Source organism: Neobacillus notoginsengisoli, from assembly GCF_003515685.1.
In the GTDB taxonomy this organism is placed as follows: Bacteria; Bacillota; Bacilli; order Bacillales; family Cytobacillaceae; genus Bacillus_D; species Bacillus_D notoginsengisoli.
This window is the reverse complement of sequence record NZ_QWEG01000020.1, coordinates 1-19510: the sequence shown is the minus strand read 5'-3', so window position 1 is coordinate 19510 and position 19510 is coordinate 1. Positions and strand designations below refer to the sequence as shown.

The following is a 19510-nucleotide window of genomic DNA, read 5'->3' as shown; positions in this document are numbered from 1 at the left end:
ATCTGTTTGCCATAATTTTGGAAAGATGGTGGGAATTTGGTCGATATTCACTGTCATATACTGCCCGGTGCCGATGATGGCGCCAAGAATCTGCAAGACTCGATAATGATGGCAAAAGTAGCCATGGAGCAAGGCATAACAAAAGTAATCGCCACTCCCCATCATTTGAATAGTTTCGACATTAATCCGAAAGAAACGATTATTGAAAAAGTTCATTTGTTAAACCGAAAGTTAAAAGAAGAAAAAGTAGATTTAGAAATTTTGCCCGGCCAGGAAGTCCGAATATACGGAGAATTGCTTGATGGAGTTGCTGAGGGGGAAATTCAAACGCTGGCGGGTTCCGATTACTTGTTAATCGAACTGCCAGCAAGCCATGTGCCAAGGTACACGGAAAAACTATTTTTCGATCTGCAGCTGAAAGGGTACATCCCGGTCATCGCTCATCCTGAGCGGAACCAGGAAATCATTGAGCGTCCTGAAGTACTTTACCAGCTCATTAAAAAAGGGGCTCTGTCGCAAATCACGGCGGCAAGTGCAGCAGGAGAGTTCGGCAAAAAGATCCAGAAGTTCTCCATACAACTCTTGGAGTCCAACCTGACACACTTTCTAGCTTCCGATGCCCATAACGTAACAAACCGGGGCTTTAAAATGGAAAAAGCATACAATACAATCCATTCAGCCTTCGGTTCCGATATGGTATTTTTGCTCAAGGAAAATGCAGAACTCCTCATCGAAGGGAAGCACGCCCATCGTGAGATTCCTGCCCGTATCAAAAAGAAGAAATTTCTCGGCCTTTTTTAATGCACGTCAAATAAACCCTGTCACCAGAGATTTTAAAAATAGTTTGCCTGGAATGGATCCAGGCCGGCGATGCTTTCCTGTCCGTTACACCTGGAAGCACTCGGCTATGCAGTGGGAGTAAGACTCCTTAGACGCGTGTCGTCGCTTGCATGGTGTGAGGACGGGTTAGATGCCCACAATTTTTATCATAAGAGTGAAAATTGGCAAAAATGAAACACGCTTACATACTGTGTGTATCGGTAGATATTTAATGAAAGAATAGGGGTAAACAGCTATTTTTTCATTAAATATTTACTTTTTTTTATTATAGCTTTTTTTCGACAAAGTTTTCAACGCATACGCAGTGAAAACATGTTGGGAAATAAATCTAACTAGCTAACTATTGCTCTTTGATTCCATTTTAATGAAAATTTATAAAAATCTGTTACAAAGGAGAAATGAACACGTGGCCTTTAAATTCCGTCTGCCGCTGCTGGTCTTGATTGATTCAATCCTGGTCCTGTCCGCAGTGTATATCAGCTACATCCCGCTCCACCCGTCACTCGGCATCACGTCGTTCGCGATGATTTCAGCCAGCGCGCTCACCATGCTTATTAGCCATCATATTTTTTCATTTTATTACGGTCTTTACCATAAAGCATGGGAATACGCAAGCATCGGCGAATTGATTGCGATTGGCAGGGCTGTTTCCCTATCCGTCCTTGCAACCGCCCTAGTAGAGTATTTCGTTTACGGGGGCATTTTTATGAGGGCATTAGCCAGTACATGGATGATTTATTTACTGGCGATTGGCGGATCGCGCTTCTTCTGGCGGACACTGAGGGATTCATTCTTTCAACAAAGATGTGCCAACAAACGGACATTGATCATTGGTGCCGGCGCAGCCGGGTTGATGGTCGCGAGGCAGCTTCAACAAAATTTGGAGTCGGAACTTTGTCCAATTGCCTTCATTGATGACGACCAGCGGAAACAGAAGCTCCAATATTTGAGTCTTCCTGTCATGGGAGGGATCGATTCCATCCATGACGTTGTCGAAGCGCTCAGCATCGACCATATCATCATCGCCATTCCATCACTGGACAGGCAGGGGATGAACCGGATTTACACAGAATGCGCCAAGACGAAAGCAAAGACGAAAATCCTTCCGATGCTTGAAGACCTTGTAACCGGTAAGGTATCTGTCAGCGAATTTCGGGACGTTCAAGTTGAGGATCTGCTTGGCAGGGAACCTGTTAAGCTTGATATGAACAGCATATCAGGGAATATTTCCCGCAAAACTGTTCTCGTCACAGGGGCAGGGGGCTCAATCGGCTCGGAAATATGCCGTCAAATTTGCAAGTTTACTCCTGGAAAAGTCGTCCTCCTCGGCCACGGGGAGAACAGCATCTATTTGATTGATATGGAACTAAGAAAAGCGTATGGAGACAAAATCGAAATCGTCCCAGTCATCGGCGACATCCAGGACCGCAACCGAATGTTTGAAGTCATGGAAGAACATAAGCCAGATGTCATCTATCACGCGGCAGCCCATAAACATGTGCCGCTCATGGAATACAATCCTAGGGAAGCGGTCAAAAACAACGTCTTTGGCACAAAGAACGTTGCCGAGGCCGCAGACGTGTTCGGTGTGAAAACTTTTGTCCTCATTTCATCCGACAAAGCGGTCAACCCGACAAACGTTATGGGCTCAACAAAACGGATTGCTGAAATGATCATCCAAAAGCTCGATCAGGAAAGCGAAACAAAATTCGTCGCTGTTCGGTTCGGAAACGTACTCGGCAGCCGTGGCAGCGTTATTCCATTGTTCAAAAAACAAATTCAAGATGGCGGTCCGGTAACCGTAACCCATCCGGACATGACACGGTATTTCATGACAATCCCGGAAGCATCCAGGCTAGTTATCCAGGCAGGCGCACTTGCAAGAGGGGGAGAGATTTTTGTCCTTGATATGGGCGAGCCAGTCAAAATCGTCGACCTCGCCAAAAACCTGATCAAACTGTCGGGCTATACTATAGAAGAAATCGGGATAAATTTCTCTGGAATCCGTCCTGGGGAGAAGATGTTTGAAGAACTTCTGAACGAAAAAGAAGTCCATCCAGAGCCTATTTATCCGAAGATTTTTATTGGGAAAGCAGTGCTGGAGCAGGAAGAAGAAGTGGATTATCTTCTTAGGAAGTTTGAGAGCTTCTCTTCAGAAGAGATGAAGACATTTGTCATTAATTTGGCGAACAGGAAAATCAATAGAAAGCTTTCAATTGTTAGCAATGCTTAATTACTATATATAAATTCGAGCTCCTACATAGGAATGATTAAATTTCTATGTGTGGGGCTGTTATTTTGTTTAAGAATAAGTCAAAGGGGGAGCAAAATTTAATGATAGATATGAAAAAACGGAACATCCCTTTTTCGCCGCCAGATATAACAGACTCTGAAATTGAAGAAGTAGTAAATGCATTAAAATCAGGCTGGATCACCACAGGACCAGTAACGAAAGAGTTCGAAAAAAGAATTGCTGAATACGTTGGAACGAAAAAAGCTGTTTGCTTGAATTCAGCCACCGCAGCGATGGAGCTTACTTTAAGGATTTTAGGAGTTGGCCCTGGAGATGAGGTCATTACATCAGCTTACACTTATACAGCATCAGCCTCGATTATTGACCATGTGGGAGCAAAAATTGTCCTAGTTGATACAGCGCCTGATTCCTTTGAAATGGACTATATAAAATTAGCTGAGGCGATTACTGAAAAAACCAAAGTCATCATTCCAGTCGATATTGCAGGGAAAATGTGTGATTACGATACAATCTTTAAAGTGATTGAAAGTAAGAAAACTTTATTTAAAGCAAACAATGAGCTACAACAGTTGTTTAATAGAGTAATTGTTATGGCCGATGCTGCTCATTCATTTGGCGCCAATAGAAATGGATTGAACTCCGGGCAAGTTGCAGACTTTACCTGTTTCTCATTCCATGCGGTGAAAAACCTAACAACTGCAGAAGGTGGTTCGGTAGTTTGGCGTAGTGAATTAGGGTTGGATGATGAATGGCTTTATCAACAATTTATGCTCTATAGCCTTCATGGCCAATCAAAAGATGCACTAGCTAAAACACAAATCGGGGCTTGGGAGTATGACATTGTCTATCCTGCTTATAAATGTAACATGACTGATATTATGGCATCGATTGGATTAGCCCAGATAAACAGATATGAGGATTTGGTTCAAAGGCGTAAAGGAATTATTGAAAAGTATGATAAAGAACTTCTTCCGTTAGGTCTTCAAAGACTAGAACATTATGATGGAATCTCTACTTCATCCGGTCATCTCTATTTAGTCAGAATACCGGGAATAGAGGAGAAAGCTCGAAACGAAATTATTATTAAAATGGCTGAAGCGGGAGTCGCATGTAATGTTCACTATAAGCCGCTTCCAATGCTGACTGCATATAAAAATTTAGGCTTTGACATTAATGATTATCCTAATGCTTTTAATTTGTACCAAAATGAAATAACACTTCCGCTTCATACTTTGCTGAGTGATGAGGATGTCGAGTATATTATTCAATGTTTTAAAACTGTATTGAAGAATAGCGTGGGGTGTCAGAATGTATAAGAATTTTTTTAAAAGGCTTTTAGATTTAGCATTAGCAATTATAGCATTACCATTTTGGTTAATAATTCTAATTGCTATTGGCCCAATTATTTACTTTCAAGACAAAGGTTCAATTTTTTATAATGCTCATCGCTTAGGTAAGGATGGAAAGATATTCAAAATGTATAAATTCCGTTCAATGAAACTGAATGCACCAGACATAAGAAATGACGATGGTTCAACATTCAATTCCGAAGATGATCCTAGATTGACGGGGGTAGGGAAGTTTATACGAAAGACAAGCTTGGATGAAACCCCTCAATTAATAAATGTTATAAAAGGCGACATGAGCATTATCGGACCAAGGCCTGATTTACCTGAGCATAAGGATTTATATGAAGGAAACGAAGGTCGGAAGTTAGAAGTTAAACCTGGGGTTACAGGGTTCAATCAAGCATATTTTCGAAATACTGTACCATGGAAAGAAAGGATTCAAAATGATATTTATTATATAGACAATTTATCATTTTGGCTTGATCTTAGAGTACTTATTAAAACAGCAATATCAGTATTAAAGCGGGAAGCAGTGTTTGTAAATGAGGAGAATCCAAATCAAAAGAGTAATAAGAAATTAAGTGTGTAGGAGGTTAGGTAATGATTAAACCAAATGATGAACAATCAATAGCCTTTTACGAACTTGATTGGGACACTCAGTTTTTTGGAATCTCTTCTGCTAAGGCGGTTCTCAAAAACACGATTGTATTTCATGATTGGGTAAACTTAAAGGATAGATTTAATAAATACGAGTTTGTTTCAATAGAAAATAAAAATTCCGAACCAAATAATGCCTATTATATTGGAAAAGATACCTCAGCGTTTTTAGTAGATGTAAATATTCAGTTTGAAAAAAAAATACAAGGACCCTTTGAGTTACCATCAAATATAACAATTCATCAATCGTTAAAAAAGAATGAACAAATTCTTAAAATGGCGGACTTTCAATATTCAAAGTTTACTGCAGATCCCCAACTTAGTGAGCGTGGAGGAGAAAAGGTGTATTATCACTGGCTCCTCAACTCATTTGAAAAGTCCGATAAATATTTTGCTATTTATAGAGGTGAAAACGATAAGCTAAATGGCTTTGTTCTATATTCCTTTTCAAATAATTTGTGTGTTATTGAATTGATAGCTGTTTCAACAGAAACTGCTAAAAGTGGAATAGGAACAGAGCTATTTAAAGCTGTGGAATATTCAACGGCGGAGAATGGAATTCAATTAATTAAAGTTGGAACACAATTACGGAATCTAGCTGCCTTAAATTTTTATCAAAAAGTAGGTTGTAAACAGGTTGGGTGCCACCAAGTGTATCATTTATGGAATAATGCGTAATAAATATATGATTCCGCTTTTGAATGAGGAGAGATCTCTTTGAAGGTTTTATACATCGCGACTTCCTTTCCTGAACCTGGAAAGGGAGCTACTATATATACAGATTTAGCGGAAGCTTTAAATGAAGCTGGCCATGAGATAACAGTTGCAGTATCTGAGCAGGCCAAGAATAAACAGCAAACTGAACTAAAAATGGAACGTGGTTTTGAAGTCTTGCGAATTGTGACAGGTAATTACTACGATGTAGGTTTTATTGAAAAAGGAATTACTACTCTTAAAATCCCAGTATTGATGAAAAAAGGGATAAGTAAGTACCTGGGTAACAGAAAATTTGATTTTATCCTGTTTGAGTCTCCGCCTGTAACAAATGCTGGACTTGTAGAATGGGCCAAAAAGAAATTTAACTGTCCATCTTATCTTATGCTTAAAGATATATTTCCTCAAAACGCTCTGGATTTAGGAATTATAAAAGAGAAGAGTCTCTTATACAGCTATTTCAAATTAAAAGAAAAGAAGCTTTTGCAGGTTGCTGACTTTATCGGCTGCATGTCAATTGCAAATAAACAGTATGTGATTAAACACAATCCATGGTTAGATCCTGGAAAGCTAGAAATCTTCCCTAATACAAAAAAGTTAGAGGGTAACATTATTATTAATGAATTTCCAATGAGAGACAAATTAGGCATACCTTCTAAAGCATGTGTTTTTTTATTTGGAGGAAATATGGGAAGACCACAATATATCGAATTATTATGTGAAGCAATAAAAGAATGTAAAGATGAAACTCAATTGTTCTTTCTCTTTATTGGAAGAGGAACAGATAGACATAAACTTGAAAAAGCGATTATTGAGAATGATGTAAAAAATGCGCTAGTAATTGAGAACTTACCGAGAGAAGAATACGAACAGATAACAAAAGAATGCGATGTTGGATTAATTGTATTAGATCCTAGATTTACTATACCTAATTATCCTTCTCGAATTCTTTCATATATGGAATACGGTAAACCAGTTTTGGCAGCAACTGATAGAAGTACTGACCTTAAAGAATTAATTGAAGATGCGCTTTGCGGGATGTGGGTTTGGTCAGGGGATAAAGAAAGCTTTATTAAAGAAATAAAGGAAATTTCTAAGTCCAAAAGTTTAACAGCAATGGGCCAAAATGGACGGGAATATATAGAAGAACATTTCAATGTACGGCATTCTGTAGAATTATTAGAGAATCATTTTAATGAATAGAGGTAAGTGGGATGTTTACTAATAAAACCTTATTAATTACAGGCGGAACTGGGTCTTTTGGACATGCGGTTATGAAAAGATTTTTAGATACTGCTATTAAAGAAATTCGTATTTTTTCACGTGATGAAAAAAAACAGGATGACATGAGAAAACTATATAAAAATGAAAAACTTAAATTTTATATTGGAGATGTACGAGACCTGGCAAGTGTAAAAAACGCTATGCATGGAGTAGATTATATTTTCCATGCTGCTGCCTTAAAGCAAGTTCCTTCCTGTGAATTTTTCCCGCTTGAAGCTGTAAAAACTAATGTATTAGGAACAGATAATGTCATAACCGGTGCGGTTGAGATGGGAGTAGAAAAAGTTATTTGTTTATCTACTGATAAAGCAGCCTATCCAATCAATGCAATGGGAATTTCTAAAGCTATGATGGAAAAGGTCTTTGTGGCAAAAGCAAATACAGTCGATCCTGATAGAACACTTATTTGCGGCACTCGTTATGGGAATGTAATGGCTTCAAGAGGATCAGTTATTCCTCTGTTTATTGAGCAAATAAAGAGTGGGAAACCAATTACAGTAACGGACCCGAATATGACAAGATTTTTAATGAGCTTGGAAGAGGCTGTCGAGCTCGTAGTGTTTGCCTTCCAAAATGCAGAGGCCGGAGATATTATGGTTCAAAAAGCCCCAGCGTCAACTATTGGCGATTTAGCACAAGCGGTTAAGGAATTATTTAATTCCGATAATGATATCAAAATTATTGGTACACGGCATGGTGAAAAATTGTATGAAACCCTTCTAACTAGAGAAGAACATGTTGTGGCACAAGATTTAGGGGGCTTCTACAGAGTGCCTGCTGATAAAAGGGACCTTAACTACGATAAGTATTTTGTTGAAGGGGATAAGGAGATTTCGAAACAAGAGGAATATAACTCTCATAACACCAGAAGATTAAATATTGAAGAGATTAAAGATAGGTTATTAACGCTCGATTACGTCCAAGAAGAATTAGGAAGGTGGAATCGAGCATGAAAATTCTTGTGACCGGTGCTAAGGGGTTTATCGGAAAGAACCTAGTAGCAGAATTAAGAAATCAAAATTATACTTATATTCTTGAATATGGGAAAGATACGGATCCTAATTTGCTGGATGAATACTGTCGAGAAGCTAACTTTGTCTTTCATTTAGCCGGAGTGAACCGCCCTAAAGACCAGTCGGAATATATGGATGGAAATTACGGCTTTACTTCAATCTTGCTAAATACATTAAGAAAACATCAAAACACTTGCCCAATAATGGTCTCATCCTCTATTCAGGCTGGACTGGACAATCCATACGGTATTAGCAAAAAGGCTAGTGAAGACTTGCTCTTTAATTATGGAAAAGAAACAGGAGCAAAGGTGCTAATTTATCGACTTCCTAATGTATTCGGTAAATGGTGCAGGCCAAATTATAACAGTGCAATTGCAACCTTCTGTCATAACATTGCTCATAATTTAACAATTACCGTCAACGATCCCAGTGTTAAAATGAACCTTGTTTATATAGATGATGTTATAGAAGAATTAACACGCGCTTTAAATGGAAATCAAACTACTGTAGGAGAATTCTGTGAAGTGCCAGTTGCATACCAGAGTACCCTAGGAGAAATTGTGGACCTCATTTATTCTTTTAAGAAGAGTAGAAAAGATCGTTCAATTCCTAATATGGCAGATTCTTTTTCTAAAAAATTGTATAGCACGTATTTAAGTTATTTGCCAGAAGAGCAATTTAGCTATGAACTTAAAATGAATATAGATAATCGTGGATCTTTCACAGAGTTTATTAAGACGCCGGATAGAGGCCAGGTTTCAGTTAACATTTCCAAACCGGGCATTACAAAAGGAAACCACTGGCATCATACAAAAAACGAAAAATTCTTGGTGGTAAGTGGCACAGGGGTTATTCGCTTTAGAAAGATTGATACTGAAGAAGTAATAGAATACTTTGTTAGCGGAGAAAAACTAGAAGTCGTTGATATTCCTACAGGGTACACACATAACATTGAAAATCTTGGGAATACCGATATGGTCACGATTATGTGGGCAAATGAACAGTTTGACCCTGAACGACCTGATACATTTTACTTGGAGGTTTAACGCATTGAAAAAACTGAAAGTAATGACAGTGGTGGGGACAAGACCCGAAATAATAAGACTGTCTGCTGTAATAAATAAATTAGAAGAATCAGAAGCGATTGATCACGTTTTAGTTCATACTGGCCAAAACTATGACTACGAATTAAATGAAGTATTTTTCAATGACTTCAAGTTGAAAAAGCCCGATTACTTTCTTAATGCAGCAACGGGAACTGCAGTAGAAACCGTAGGAAATATTCTAATTAAGATTGATCCAATTTTAGAAGCGGTTAAACCGGATGCTTTTTTAGTGTTAGGAGATACAAATAGCTGCTTATGTGCTATAGCAGCAAAGCGAAGGCAAATTCCTATTTTTCATATGGAAGCCGGAAATAGGTGTTTTGATCAAAGAGTTCCAGAAGAAACAAATAGAAAAATTGTTGATCATATTGCGGATATCAATTTAACATATAGCGATATAGCCAGAGAATATTTGTTAAGAGAAGGATTACCCGCCGATAGAATAATTAAAACAGGTAGCCCAATGTTTGAGGTTCTAAACTCAAGAAAAGATGATATTGAAAAATCAGATGTATTAGAGAGATTGGAACTTAAAGAAGGAGAGTACTTTGTTGTATCAGCCCATAGAGAAGAAAATATCAATTCAGATACTAACTTTTTGGATTTAGTTGATAGTTTAAATGCTGTGGCAGAAAAATATAAAATGCCAGTCATTGTAAGTACACATCCAAGAACAAAAAAAATGATTGAAGGTAAAGGGATTGAATTTAATTCACTAGTGAAAACTATGAAACCTTTAGGTTTTAATGATTATGTGAAACTTCAAATCAAAGCGAAAGCAGTTCTAAGTGATAGTGGAACAATTAGTGAGGAATCATCAATTCTTGGTTTTAGAGCGCTTAATATCAGGCAGGCACATGAAAGACCAGAGGCGATGGAAGAAGCTTCAGTCATGATGGTAGGCCTTAAAAGGGAAAGAATATTACAGGGGCTTGAGATTTTAGAAACGCAAGATAAAAATATATTAAAATGTGTTGGAGATTATAGTGTGCCTAATGTATCAGAGAAGGTTTTAAGAATTATACTGTCTTATACAGATTATGTTAATAGAGTAGTGTGGGGTAAGTAATGAGAGTATTACAAATTAATTCTGTTTGTGGAATTGGAAGTACCGGAAGAATTGCTACTGATATCCAAACTATCCTTGTGAAACACGGACATGAAAGTTACATTGGGTACGGTAGAAATAATCCTGGTAACAATGAGAATGTTATACGCATAGGGACTAGCATTGATAATTATTTACATGTAGCTAAAACAAGAATAACTGACAAACATGGTTTTGGATCAAAAAGGGCTACTAAAAAATTTTTAAATAGGGTAAGTGAACTTAACCCTGACATAATCCATCTCCATAATATTCATGGATACTATTTAAATATCGAATTATTATTCGAGTACTTAAAAAAAAATAAAAAACCTGTCATTTGGACATTGCACGATTGTTGGCCTTTTACTGGTCATTGTACTTATTTTGATTATAGTGGTTGTGAATGTTGGGATATTAACGGTGAACATAAATGTATTCAAAAAAAAAGTTATCCATCTAGTTATTTGTTCAATAATTCAAAAAATAACTACGCTAGGAAAAAGGAAGCTTTTACAGGGGTAAATAATTTAATCATTGTAACCCCCTCTGAATGGCTTGCTAAACTTGCAAAAAAAACTTTTTTATCCGAATACCCTATTAAAGTAATTAATAACGGTATAGATTTAGAAAAATTTAGACCTATGGAAAGTAACTTTAGAGAAAAATATAGCTTACAAGAAAAATTTATTATATTAGGTGTAGCAAGTGAATGGACAACAAGGAAGGGTTACGGATATTTTTTAGACCTATCAAATAATCTTTCTTCTGACCAAGTGCTAGTTATGATTGGTTTAAATAATACACAAATTAAATCTCTACCTGGAAATATAGTCGGATTAAAAAGAACCAATAATTTGAAGGAGCTAGCAGAAATTTATTCAACATCTGATGTTTATATAAATCCAACTTTAGAAGATAATTTTCCAACAACAAACATTGAGGCTTTAGCTTGTGGAACCCCTGTAATTACTTTCAAAACAGGTGGAAGTTATGAAAGTATTGATGAAAAAAGTGGTTACATTATTGAAAATAAAAGTATAAATGAACTAATACATGCAATAAAGAAAGTTCAAGAAAATGGAAAGAAAAGCTATCAATCTTACTGTATTGATAGAGCAAAGGCTTTTTATAATAAAGAAGATAGGTTTATGGACTATATTGATTTATACCAAAAATTTAGGTGAGACTATGAGAATAATACATGTTGAAGATTATTTTGATCCAACAGCTGGTTATCAAATAAATGAATTATTAATTGCTAGTAAGGAAACTAATGACCAAGTTTTTCTTATAACTTCTGATGATATGTCACCTTTTCATAAACAAGTAGATTATAAGAAAGATAAAGAGTTTGAAGAAAAGACTGGTGTAAGGATTATTAGGTTAGGAGTTAGATTTAAAGTATCTAGTAGATTGGTTTTAAAAAATTTAAGAACCCAAATTGAAGGGATTAAGCCTAATATTGTATTTATGCATGGAATTGGAGATTTTAAGGATTTATATTTATGGGGAAAAAAACCCAACTATATAATTGTACGGGATTGCCATATGTCGTGGGTTGCATCAAAAAATAAGCTTAGACATTTATTTTATATGATTTATAGAACTCTTTTTGCAAGTATTATTAATAATACAAATATATATAATGTAATCTTTGCTTTAGGCGATGAGGAATATGAATATTTAAAGAAAATAGGCATTAGTAATAAAAAAATAGACTTTTTACCACATGGTTATAATGAAACAATAATGTTCTACGATGAAAAAGAAAGAGAAAATATTAGGTTAAATTATGGTTTTAAAGAACAAGATATAATAATTTCATATATCGGGAAATTTAATTATTCAAAGAGACCAGATCTTATTTTGGATATTATTGATATGCTTGAAATGGATTTTATTAAAGCTAACAGATTAAAACTATTATTTATTGGTCCAAAAGATGATCTTTACATGAAAAAATTTAATAAAAAGGTAGAAAACCTAAAGGGTAAAATTCCTTTAATTATAGATGAAGTGAAACCATTTGTAGAACTAAGAAAATATTATTCAGCAAGTGATATTTGCATTTTTCCAAAAGAAACAACTCTAAGTTCTATTCATGCGCAGGTGTGTGGTTGTCCAACAATTATGGAGGATCATAAGTCAAATATTGAAAGAGTTGTGAAAAGAAAGAATTTATTCCGAGAAAACAATCTAGTTGAAGCAGCACAAATATTAAAAAAAATAATCTCAGAAAAAGAATATTTAAAAGAAAATAATATATTTATTGACTTAAAAGAAAGAGAATATAAAAAACAAATGCAAAAATTAAAAAGCATAATTGAAACATAATAATATATATAATAAGGATTGAGTTAGATTGAAAAGGTGTTTAGTGGTTTTAACATGCTGGTATCCCTACACACAATATGGTGAACAATTTTTCAATAGTGAAATAAAATATTTATCCCGAAATTTTGATAGAGTAATCTTAATACCTTGCTTTAGAACAGCTAATACACCAGATGTAAGGGAAATCCCATTTAAAAATGTTGAAGTTAAAAGGCTTGAGAGAAAATCTAAAGTAATGGAAATACTTAAAACTGGACATAAACTCATGACCAATAAAGCATTTTGGACTGAATTGAAATATTTGTATACAAACAAAATTCTCAATAAAAAAACAGTAGAAATACTCTTCATTTACACCATTAATCAAGAGGTTATCAAAAGAAAGGTTAAAGAAGAACTTAAAGGAATTGATTTTACTGAATGGGGAGAAATAATTCTTTATTCTTACTGGTTTTCGTCGTTAGCAGGGGCTGTAAGTAATTTGAAAAATGAAATTATAAAGGCAAATCCTAAAATAAAGTTAAAGGCTATTAGTAGGGCTCACGGTACATCAGATGTATATGGTGGTGATAGACTAAATTTTTATTTGCCCTATAGAGAAGAATATTATAAGTCTTTAGATCTTATTTTTTCAGTCTCTGAAAACGGGAAAAAGTTTCTTAGCGAAAAAATAAAAGACTCTAGTAAGTTGAGAACTTCTCGTCTTGGTACAAAGGATTATTGTCTTAATAATGAGATAGTATTTAATATAAAAGAAAAGGAAACATTCACTATTGTATCATGTTCAAATATCGTAAATGTTAAAAGGGTGCATTTAATAATCGAGGCCTTGGCCTATATAAGTAAATATAATATAAAGTGGGTACACTTTGGAGAAGGTGTGTTAAAAGAGGAGGTAAAGGGTCTAGCAAAGAAACTACCAATGAATATTAAGGTTGAATTAAAAGGCGCTATCTCAAATGAAGTAATTATGAACTACTACTCAAAAAAAACCCCACATTTGTTTATAAATGTTTCAGAAAGTGAAGGTATGCCAGTATCAATAATTGAAGCGATGTCATTTGGTATTCCTATTATAGCTACGAATGTTGGAGGGACATCTGAAGCTGTTATTGACAATAAATGTGGTTATCTCATTGAAAAGGACTTTAAAGTAATACAGCTTTCAAAGCTAATAGTTAAGTTTATTGAAATGGATAATGGGACATATCAAAAAATTCGCCAAAACTGTAGAAATCATTGGGAACATTTATTTGATGAGAATAATAATTACAATGAATTTTGTACGGAGATAAAAAGTTTTGAAAAAGGAGAGGAAAAATTATAAGTTATAAATTACGAGTTAAACGTCCCGCATATAGCTATATGCTCGCCATGTATTTTGGATTAAGTGCAATAGAATTTGCTCTAAATAATGTTACTGGTGCATCTAGCCTAAAATATTTAGGTGCAGCAATATTGGTTCTAATTTTAGCCAGTGCATATAAAAATAACGAGCAAATTTTAATAGGAATGCCCCAAATATTTTTATTGTTTTGGCTTTTCTTAGCTCTAGTTAGTGTATTCTGGACCCCTTCTATAGACACCGCAAAAATTTATATTAATAGTTATATAAATATAATAATGTTTTATGTCGTAATAACAGCTGTTAAATTCACAAGAAGTGACATTAGCCTTTTTATAAACAGTATGTTCATAGGTAGTTTCGTTTCAGTTATTTTGGTTGTGTTTTTTGCTCAGCCCTATGATGGTGGAGAAAGATTTGTAATTGCATTATTTGGGGCAAATTCAGAGCCGAATAATTTAGCTGCCTTTATTGTAATATCAACTACTTATTCATTATGGAGAATTTTCAAATCTAAGTCACTGGTTTTAAAGCTTATGTTTGTTACTGTATTTCTACTTTCATTTATTGCATTATTTAAGACTGGATCAAGAGCGGGATTTATTACTGCGGTGTTAGCTTCAACTGTTATCTTTGTTGGCAAGGCTTTTATAGAAAATAGATTAAAGTTTAAAAAAGTAGGGGAAATTACATTAATATCTTTAACGACACTCTTAGCTAGTTTTTTTCTGCTAAACAGGTTTGTTAACCCATACTTATTAGATAGAATTTTTGGATTTGATACTTATGACAGTGGTAGTAACCGTACAATTTTATGGAAATATGGTTTTGAATTGTTAAAAGAAAATCCTATTTTTGGTTATGGTTTAGGTAGTTACTTGGCAATGACATCAAAGGTAATGCATAACACATATTTTACAGTTTTTTTTGAACAAGGCATTATAGGTGGAATAGTTTTCTTGGGATTTATATTAAGTATATTATATACAGTGATAAAAAAAAGATTGTTTTTGGCATTAGCCATTTTAATTAGCGGTTTGGTTCCAGCGTTTTTTATTGACTCTATGAATAAAAGATTTTTATGGAATGCACTAATAATCTCTTCTATTATAGTAAATTACCATTTGATGAAAAAAATAAAAAAAGATAATTCTTTCTTTTAACTTCTTTAATAGAAATACATGGTTTCTAGACGCCTACTTTTTTTCTTATACGCTTTATTAATAAACTCTAACAAGGTTGGTTATAGATTGTGAAAAACATACTAATCATCAGTTACCTTTTTGCTCCAGAAAATGCCATAGGGGCAATTAGGCCTCTTAAAATTGCTAAGTATTTAAAAAAAAATAAATATAATGTAGATGTGGTTACAACCTCTTTAAAAAATGAAAAAGATGAAAAATTAAAAGAGGACATTAAGCCTATAGATAGGATAACAGAGCTTAATCATACTACCCCTTTCTTAAATTTCTATAATAGGCTTATGAATAAACTCAACAAAAAAAACCTATCTATTCAAAAAGGCAATAGCAAGTCTATTGAGAATAAATTAAAAAAATCATACTCAATTAGAAAGACTATTAGTTTTAATATACGCTATTCAATATCACTGTATAAGTCTTATGACTTTTTTAAAGTTTTTAAGGAGAATGTAAAAAGTAATCCCCAAACATATAAAAAATATGAGGTTTGTATATCTACCTTTGGCCCAACTGCTTCCCTTTTAAGTGGACTATGGTTAAAAAGAAAATTTCCAAATATCAAGTGGATTTGTGATTTCAGAGATCCGATGGTACTGGAAGATACACCATTTTTATTTAAAAATTATAATAGGTATCTACAAAAAAAGGCATGTAAGAATGCTGATTACATTGTTGCTGTTTCTGAAGGCTATTTAGATAGAATATGTAAGAACAAGTATCATGATAAATCATATGTAATACCTAATGGATACGATATAGAAGACTTAGATGAAATTGGTTCACAAGATAAACCCCAAAAATTCTCATTAGTATATCCAGGTGCTTTGTATGGAGGGAAAAGGAAAATTACTCCTTTATTTAGGGTGTTAAGCGAACTTGCTAAAGAGAAAAAAATTGACTTATATGATATAGAATTTTGGTATGCAGGTTCACAGTTTAATATTCTTTTCGAGCAGGCACAGGCGTATTCAATTGAGGACATACTGGTTAACCACGGTACCCTATCAAGAAAAGATTGTTTAGAATTACAGTGTAAATCACGCTATTTGATATTATCTACTTGGAATAATAATGGAGAAGAAGGTGTTTTTCCAGGAAAGATATTGGAATATATGTTATTTAATAAGCCTATTATTGCTCTTGTGAGTGGTAATAAGGCAAATAGTGAAATATATCAAATGATTCACAATTCTAAAATAGGTATTGCTTATGAAGAGATGCAAGCAGAACATTATATTTTATTAAAAGAATATATCTTAAATGAATATAAAAGATTCAAAAAGGGATTAGAACCTACATTTAATTCTGATGAGGCCTTTGTAAATAAATATAATTATTTAAATATAATTAAAGATTTTATATTCTTAATTGAAAGATCTTCTTGAGAATAATAATGCATAATTTTAATAACAGTTCTATGAAACTGAAATTTGATTAAGTTGAACTTTTTGTGGGACTTATAGGTATAGCACTCGGTAGGAAGAACTATCTTATAATGCTAATAAAGGAAAATAATGATGTTAGTGGGGTAAGAAATAGTTGAGCTTATTTGGAGGATTTACAATCAAAAAAAGGTCATTGATTATCTTAAAAAACCTCAGATACAAATTAAACGGGTTTAACAAGGGCTCCTTTATTAGAAATGTATTCACCGTTGCTTCAGGTACAGCAATAGCACAATTAATTGGTATTCTATTTTCTCCTTTAATTACAAGAATTTATGGTCCAGAGGCATTTGGAATTTTAGGGGTTTTTGCTTCTTTGACTAGTATAATTGGACCAGTTGTTGCATTAACGTATCCAATGGCAATTGTACTTCCAAGAGATGATACCGAAGCAAAGACGTTAGCTGCCTTTTCAGTTTATATAGGGGTATCAACTTCTGTTTTAGTTTCAATTTTACTTGGTTTATTTGGTAGAGACCTATTATCTCTATTGAACATGGATGTACTTTTTCCATATTTAATAATAATTCCTTTTTATTTATTACTCTCCACTTTTCTTCAGGTTACAGAACAGTGGATAATACGAAAAAAACTTTTTAGTATTAAAGCGAAGGTTACTATTTATCATGCTCTCATATTAAATATTGCAAAAGTTGGAATGGGTTTTTACTATCCTGTTGCAACAGTACTTATTGTTCTAACAACAGTAGGACAAATGTTAAATACGGTATTACTTTCAATGAATATTAAAAAGGAATTACGAAATGAAAATAAAATTAAAAAGAAATTACCGTTTAGATCTTTAGCGAAGTCGTATAAGGACTTTCCAATCTATAGAGCCCCTGAAATGCTTGTTAATGGAGTAACACAAAGTTTACCTATGTTAATGCTAACAACTTTCTTCGGACCTGCATCTGCTGGTTTTTATGTTATTGGAAATAGATTATTATCAATGCCTGCTCAAATAATAGGAAAAGCGGTTGGAGATGTTTTTTATCCGCGAATAGCTGAAGCTGTCAATAACAAAGAGAAAGCATCTAAATTAGTCCTAAAAGCTACAAAACTTCTAGCGTTAGTTGGTTTAATACCATTCGGGTTTATTATTTTATTTGGACCAGCAGTATTTAGTTTTACTTTTGGTACTAGTTGGGAGATTGCAGGGGAATATGCTAGATGGATGGCTTTATGGACTTATTTTATGTTTTTAAACAATCCAAGTGTTAGGGTAATACCAGTAATATCAGAACAACGGTTTTTTCTATTGTTTACAAACGTTAGTTTGGTGATTAGATTCGGCCTTTTAATAGTAGGTGCATATTTCTTTAACAGTGACATCATGGCAATAGCCTTGTTCAGCATTTCTGGTGCAATACTAAATATAATTCTTATTTTCAAAGTGATTCTAAAATGTAAAAGATTTGATAAAATCAACTTAAGCTTTTGAATGCAATAATAATTATATTGGAATTAGGAGAAGTTTGATTAGGGCTTTGTTATAAAAATGAATTATTTACCTTTAGAAGGAGATTATAATGTCGATTATTGGAAAAATACCCTCTAATGCAAAAAAAATACTATATAAATTAATGCCGGATTCTCTTTATATACGATATTATTTTAAAAAATATTATGGATACAAATTTAATTTAAATAACCCTGTAACATTTAATGAAAAACTATGGTGGTTGCATATATTTAATAGAGATTCACTTACAACCATCTGTACCGATAAGGTTAAGGTCAGGGACTATGTTAAGGAATGTGGACTATCTCATATTTTAAATGAAGTGTATGCTATATACTCTAATCCCGAGGAAATTGATTTATCTAAGCTACCGAATGAATTTTTCCTTAAATGTAATCACTTATCTGATGGAAACATTTGGTGTAAAGATAAGAGTGCATTTCCTATTGATGAGATAAAACAAAAGTTGCAGAATTTGATGAGTAAGAACTATTATTGGAATTCAAGGGAATGGAATTATAAAAATATTAAACCACAGATTATCTGCGAGAAAGTACTCAAGGATAAAAATTCAAAAATAGGTTTGGTTGACTATAGGTTTTTTTGTTTTGATGGGCAGGCTAAATTTTTATGTGTAGATATTGAAACAGCGGCTGAAGATGGATCTCATAACGCGGGGGCAAAAAGAAATGTTTATGATTTAGACTTTAATAATATGAATATAAGGTTGCGTCGTCCAAACTTCGATGAAACATTAATTAAAAAACCAAAAAACTTTGACTTAATGATTGAGTATGCAAATATTTTATCTAGGCCATTTGCTGCGTGTAGAGTAGACTTTTATAACCTTAATGGTGAAATTATTTTTGGCGAAATCACTTTTCACCAAGGTGGATCTCATGATATATCACCCAATAAATATCAGTATATTTGGGGGGATTTGATAAATCTGAAGAATGAGAAAATTAAGGTTAGTAAAAAAATAGCGAAAAAAATATAGTCGGGTATTAGGTGAATGAATCAAAGTTGTTAGTTTATATGGTAAGTTATTTGAAGTAAAAAATAACAAAAATGTATCTATTGATATTTTCATTTTGTATTAACGCATAGTAATTAGCATAAAGTTGATTAATGATTTTTTATGTTAAGTGCCTGTCAATCCCCGTTATTTCTAGTTTTATCGATTGGTTGTTCCACAGTTTGTGTGCAAATTGACTAGGTATATTGGCTAACCAATAGGAATTAAATCCCCCAGCCAGCTGTGGCTGGAGGGCTTTTATTTTGCTGCGTGCCCAGGCAAGCCGTTAATTGCTAATTGGTGAAAGTCCAATCTGAGTAAGTACCAAGACGCTCATTAGCTGACAGGCAACTGGTGGAGAAATCCTAAGGTTGAAGCCCTGTGACAACGTAAC

General features: G+C 34.0%; 16 protein-coding genes. All 16 read left to right on the top strand.

Annotation, left to right across the window (positions count from 1 at the left end; all coding sequences use genetic code 11):
* Positions 1 to 36 precede the first annotated feature (36 nt).
* The 16 genes from D1B31_RS21485 (at position 37) to D1B31_RS21410 (ending at position 19098) form a co-directional block, all read left to right on the top strand.
* On the top strand, positions 37 to 801 hold the full coding sequence (locus tag D1B31_RS21485; protein ID WP_118924338.1) for a tyrosine-protein phosphatase: 765 nt from the start codon (positions 37 to 39) through the stop codon (positions 799 to 801).
* A 445-nt stretch (positions 802 to 1246) separates the two neighbouring features.
* Positions 1247 to 3073, top strand: coding sequence for a polysaccharide biosynthesis protein (locus D1B31_RS21480; RefSeq protein WP_118924336.1), 1827 nt, complete (start codon positions 1247 to 1249; stop codon positions 3071 to 3073).
* Between the two features lie 101 nt (positions 3074 to 3174).
* Positions 3175 to 4410 carry a DegT/DnrJ/EryC1/StrS family aminotransferase gene (locus D1B31_RS21475; protein ID WP_118924334.1) on the top strand — a complete coding sequence of 412 codons (1236 nt, stop codon included), beginning with the start codon at positions 3175 to 3177 and terminating at the stop codon, positions 4408 to 4410.
* A complete protein-coding gene (locus D1B31_RS21470) occupies positions 4403 to 5032 on the top strand; it encodes a sugar transferase (RefSeq protein WP_118924332.1) in 630 nt (209 codons plus the stop codon). Before D1B31_RS21475 ends, D1B31_RS21470 begins: the two co-directional genes overlap by 8 nt.
* A gap of 11 nt (positions 5033 to 5043) precedes the next feature.
* Positions 5044 to 5778 (top strand): GNAT family N-acetyltransferase, encoded by a 735-nt coding sequence (locus D1B31_RS21465; RefSeq protein WP_118924330.1) that lies wholly within the window; start codon positions 5044 to 5046, stop codon positions 5776 to 5778.
* 39 nt (positions 5779 to 5817) lie between these two features.
* On the top strand, positions 5818 to 7017 hold the full coding sequence (locus D1B31_RS21460; protein ID WP_118924328.1) for a glycosyltransferase family 4 protein: 1200 nt from the start codon (positions 5818 to 5820) through the stop codon (positions 7015 to 7017).
* A gap of 11 nt (positions 7018 to 7028) precedes the next feature.
* Positions 7029 to 8051 carry a nucleoside-diphosphate sugar epimerase/dehydratase gene (locus tag D1B31_RS21455; protein ID WP_118924326.1) on the top strand — a complete coding sequence of 341 codons (1023 nt, stop codon included), beginning with the start codon at positions 7029 to 7031 and terminating at the stop codon, positions 8049 to 8051.
* Positions 8048 to 9157: a capsular polysaccharide biosynthesis protein CapF gene (locus tag D1B31_RS21450; protein WP_118924324.1), complete on the top strand. Its 1110-nt coding sequence runs from the start codon at positions 8048 to 8050 to the stop codon at positions 9155 to 9157. Before D1B31_RS21455 ends, D1B31_RS21450 begins: the two co-directional genes overlap by 4 nt.
* Before the next feature lie 4 nt (positions 9158 to 9161).
* A complete protein-coding gene (wecB, locus tag D1B31_RS21445) occupies positions 9162 to 10286 on the top strand; it encodes a non-hydrolyzing UDP-N-acetylglucosamine 2-epimerase (RefSeq protein WP_118924322.1) in 1125 nt (374 codons plus the stop codon).
* Entirely contained in the window at positions 10286 to 11491 is a 1206-nt protein-coding gene (locus D1B31_RS21440; RefSeq protein ID WP_118924320.1) for a glycosyltransferase, read from the top strand. The genes wecB and D1B31_RS21440 overlap by 1 nt, the downstream gene beginning before the upstream one ends.
* Positions 11385 to 12641 (top strand): glycosyltransferase family 4 protein, encoded by a 1257-nt coding sequence (locus D1B31_RS21435; protein WP_118924318.1) that lies wholly within the window; start codon positions 11385 to 11387, stop codon positions 12639 to 12641. Before D1B31_RS21440 ends, D1B31_RS21435 begins: the two co-directional genes overlap by 107 nt.
* A gap of 28 nt (positions 12642 to 12669) precedes the next feature.
* Positions 12670 to 13968, top strand: a complete 1299-nt coding sequence (locus D1B31_RS21430) for a glycosyltransferase (RefSeq protein WP_118924316.1) — start codon at positions 12670 to 12672, stop codon at positions 13966 to 13968.
* A gap of 47 nt (positions 13969 to 14015) precedes the next feature.
* Complete coding sequence (locus D1B31_RS21425) at positions 14016 to 15149, top strand: O-antigen ligase family protein (RefSeq protein WP_158587647.1); 1134 nt, start codon at positions 14016 to 14018, stop codon at positions 15147 to 15149.
* A gap of 89 nt (positions 15150 to 15238) precedes the next feature.
* On the top strand, positions 15239 to 16573 hold the full coding sequence (locus D1B31_RS21420; RefSeq protein ID WP_158587646.1) for a glycosyltransferase: 1335 nt from the start codon (positions 15239 to 15241) through the stop codon (positions 16571 to 16573).
* 154 nt (positions 16574 to 16727) lie between these two features.
* Positions 16728 to 18077 (top strand): lipopolysaccharide biosynthesis protein, encoded by a 1350-nt coding sequence (locus tag D1B31_RS21415; protein WP_118924310.1) that lies wholly within the window; start codon positions 16728 to 16730, stop codon positions 18075 to 18077.
* Positions 18078 to 18165: 88 nt separating this feature from the next.
* Positions 18166 to 19098, top strand: coding sequence for an ATP-grasp fold amidoligase family protein (locus tag D1B31_RS21410; protein WP_118924308.1), 933 nt, complete (start codon positions 18166 to 18168; stop codon positions 19096 to 19098).
* Positions 19099 to 19510: the final 412 nt, after the last annotated feature.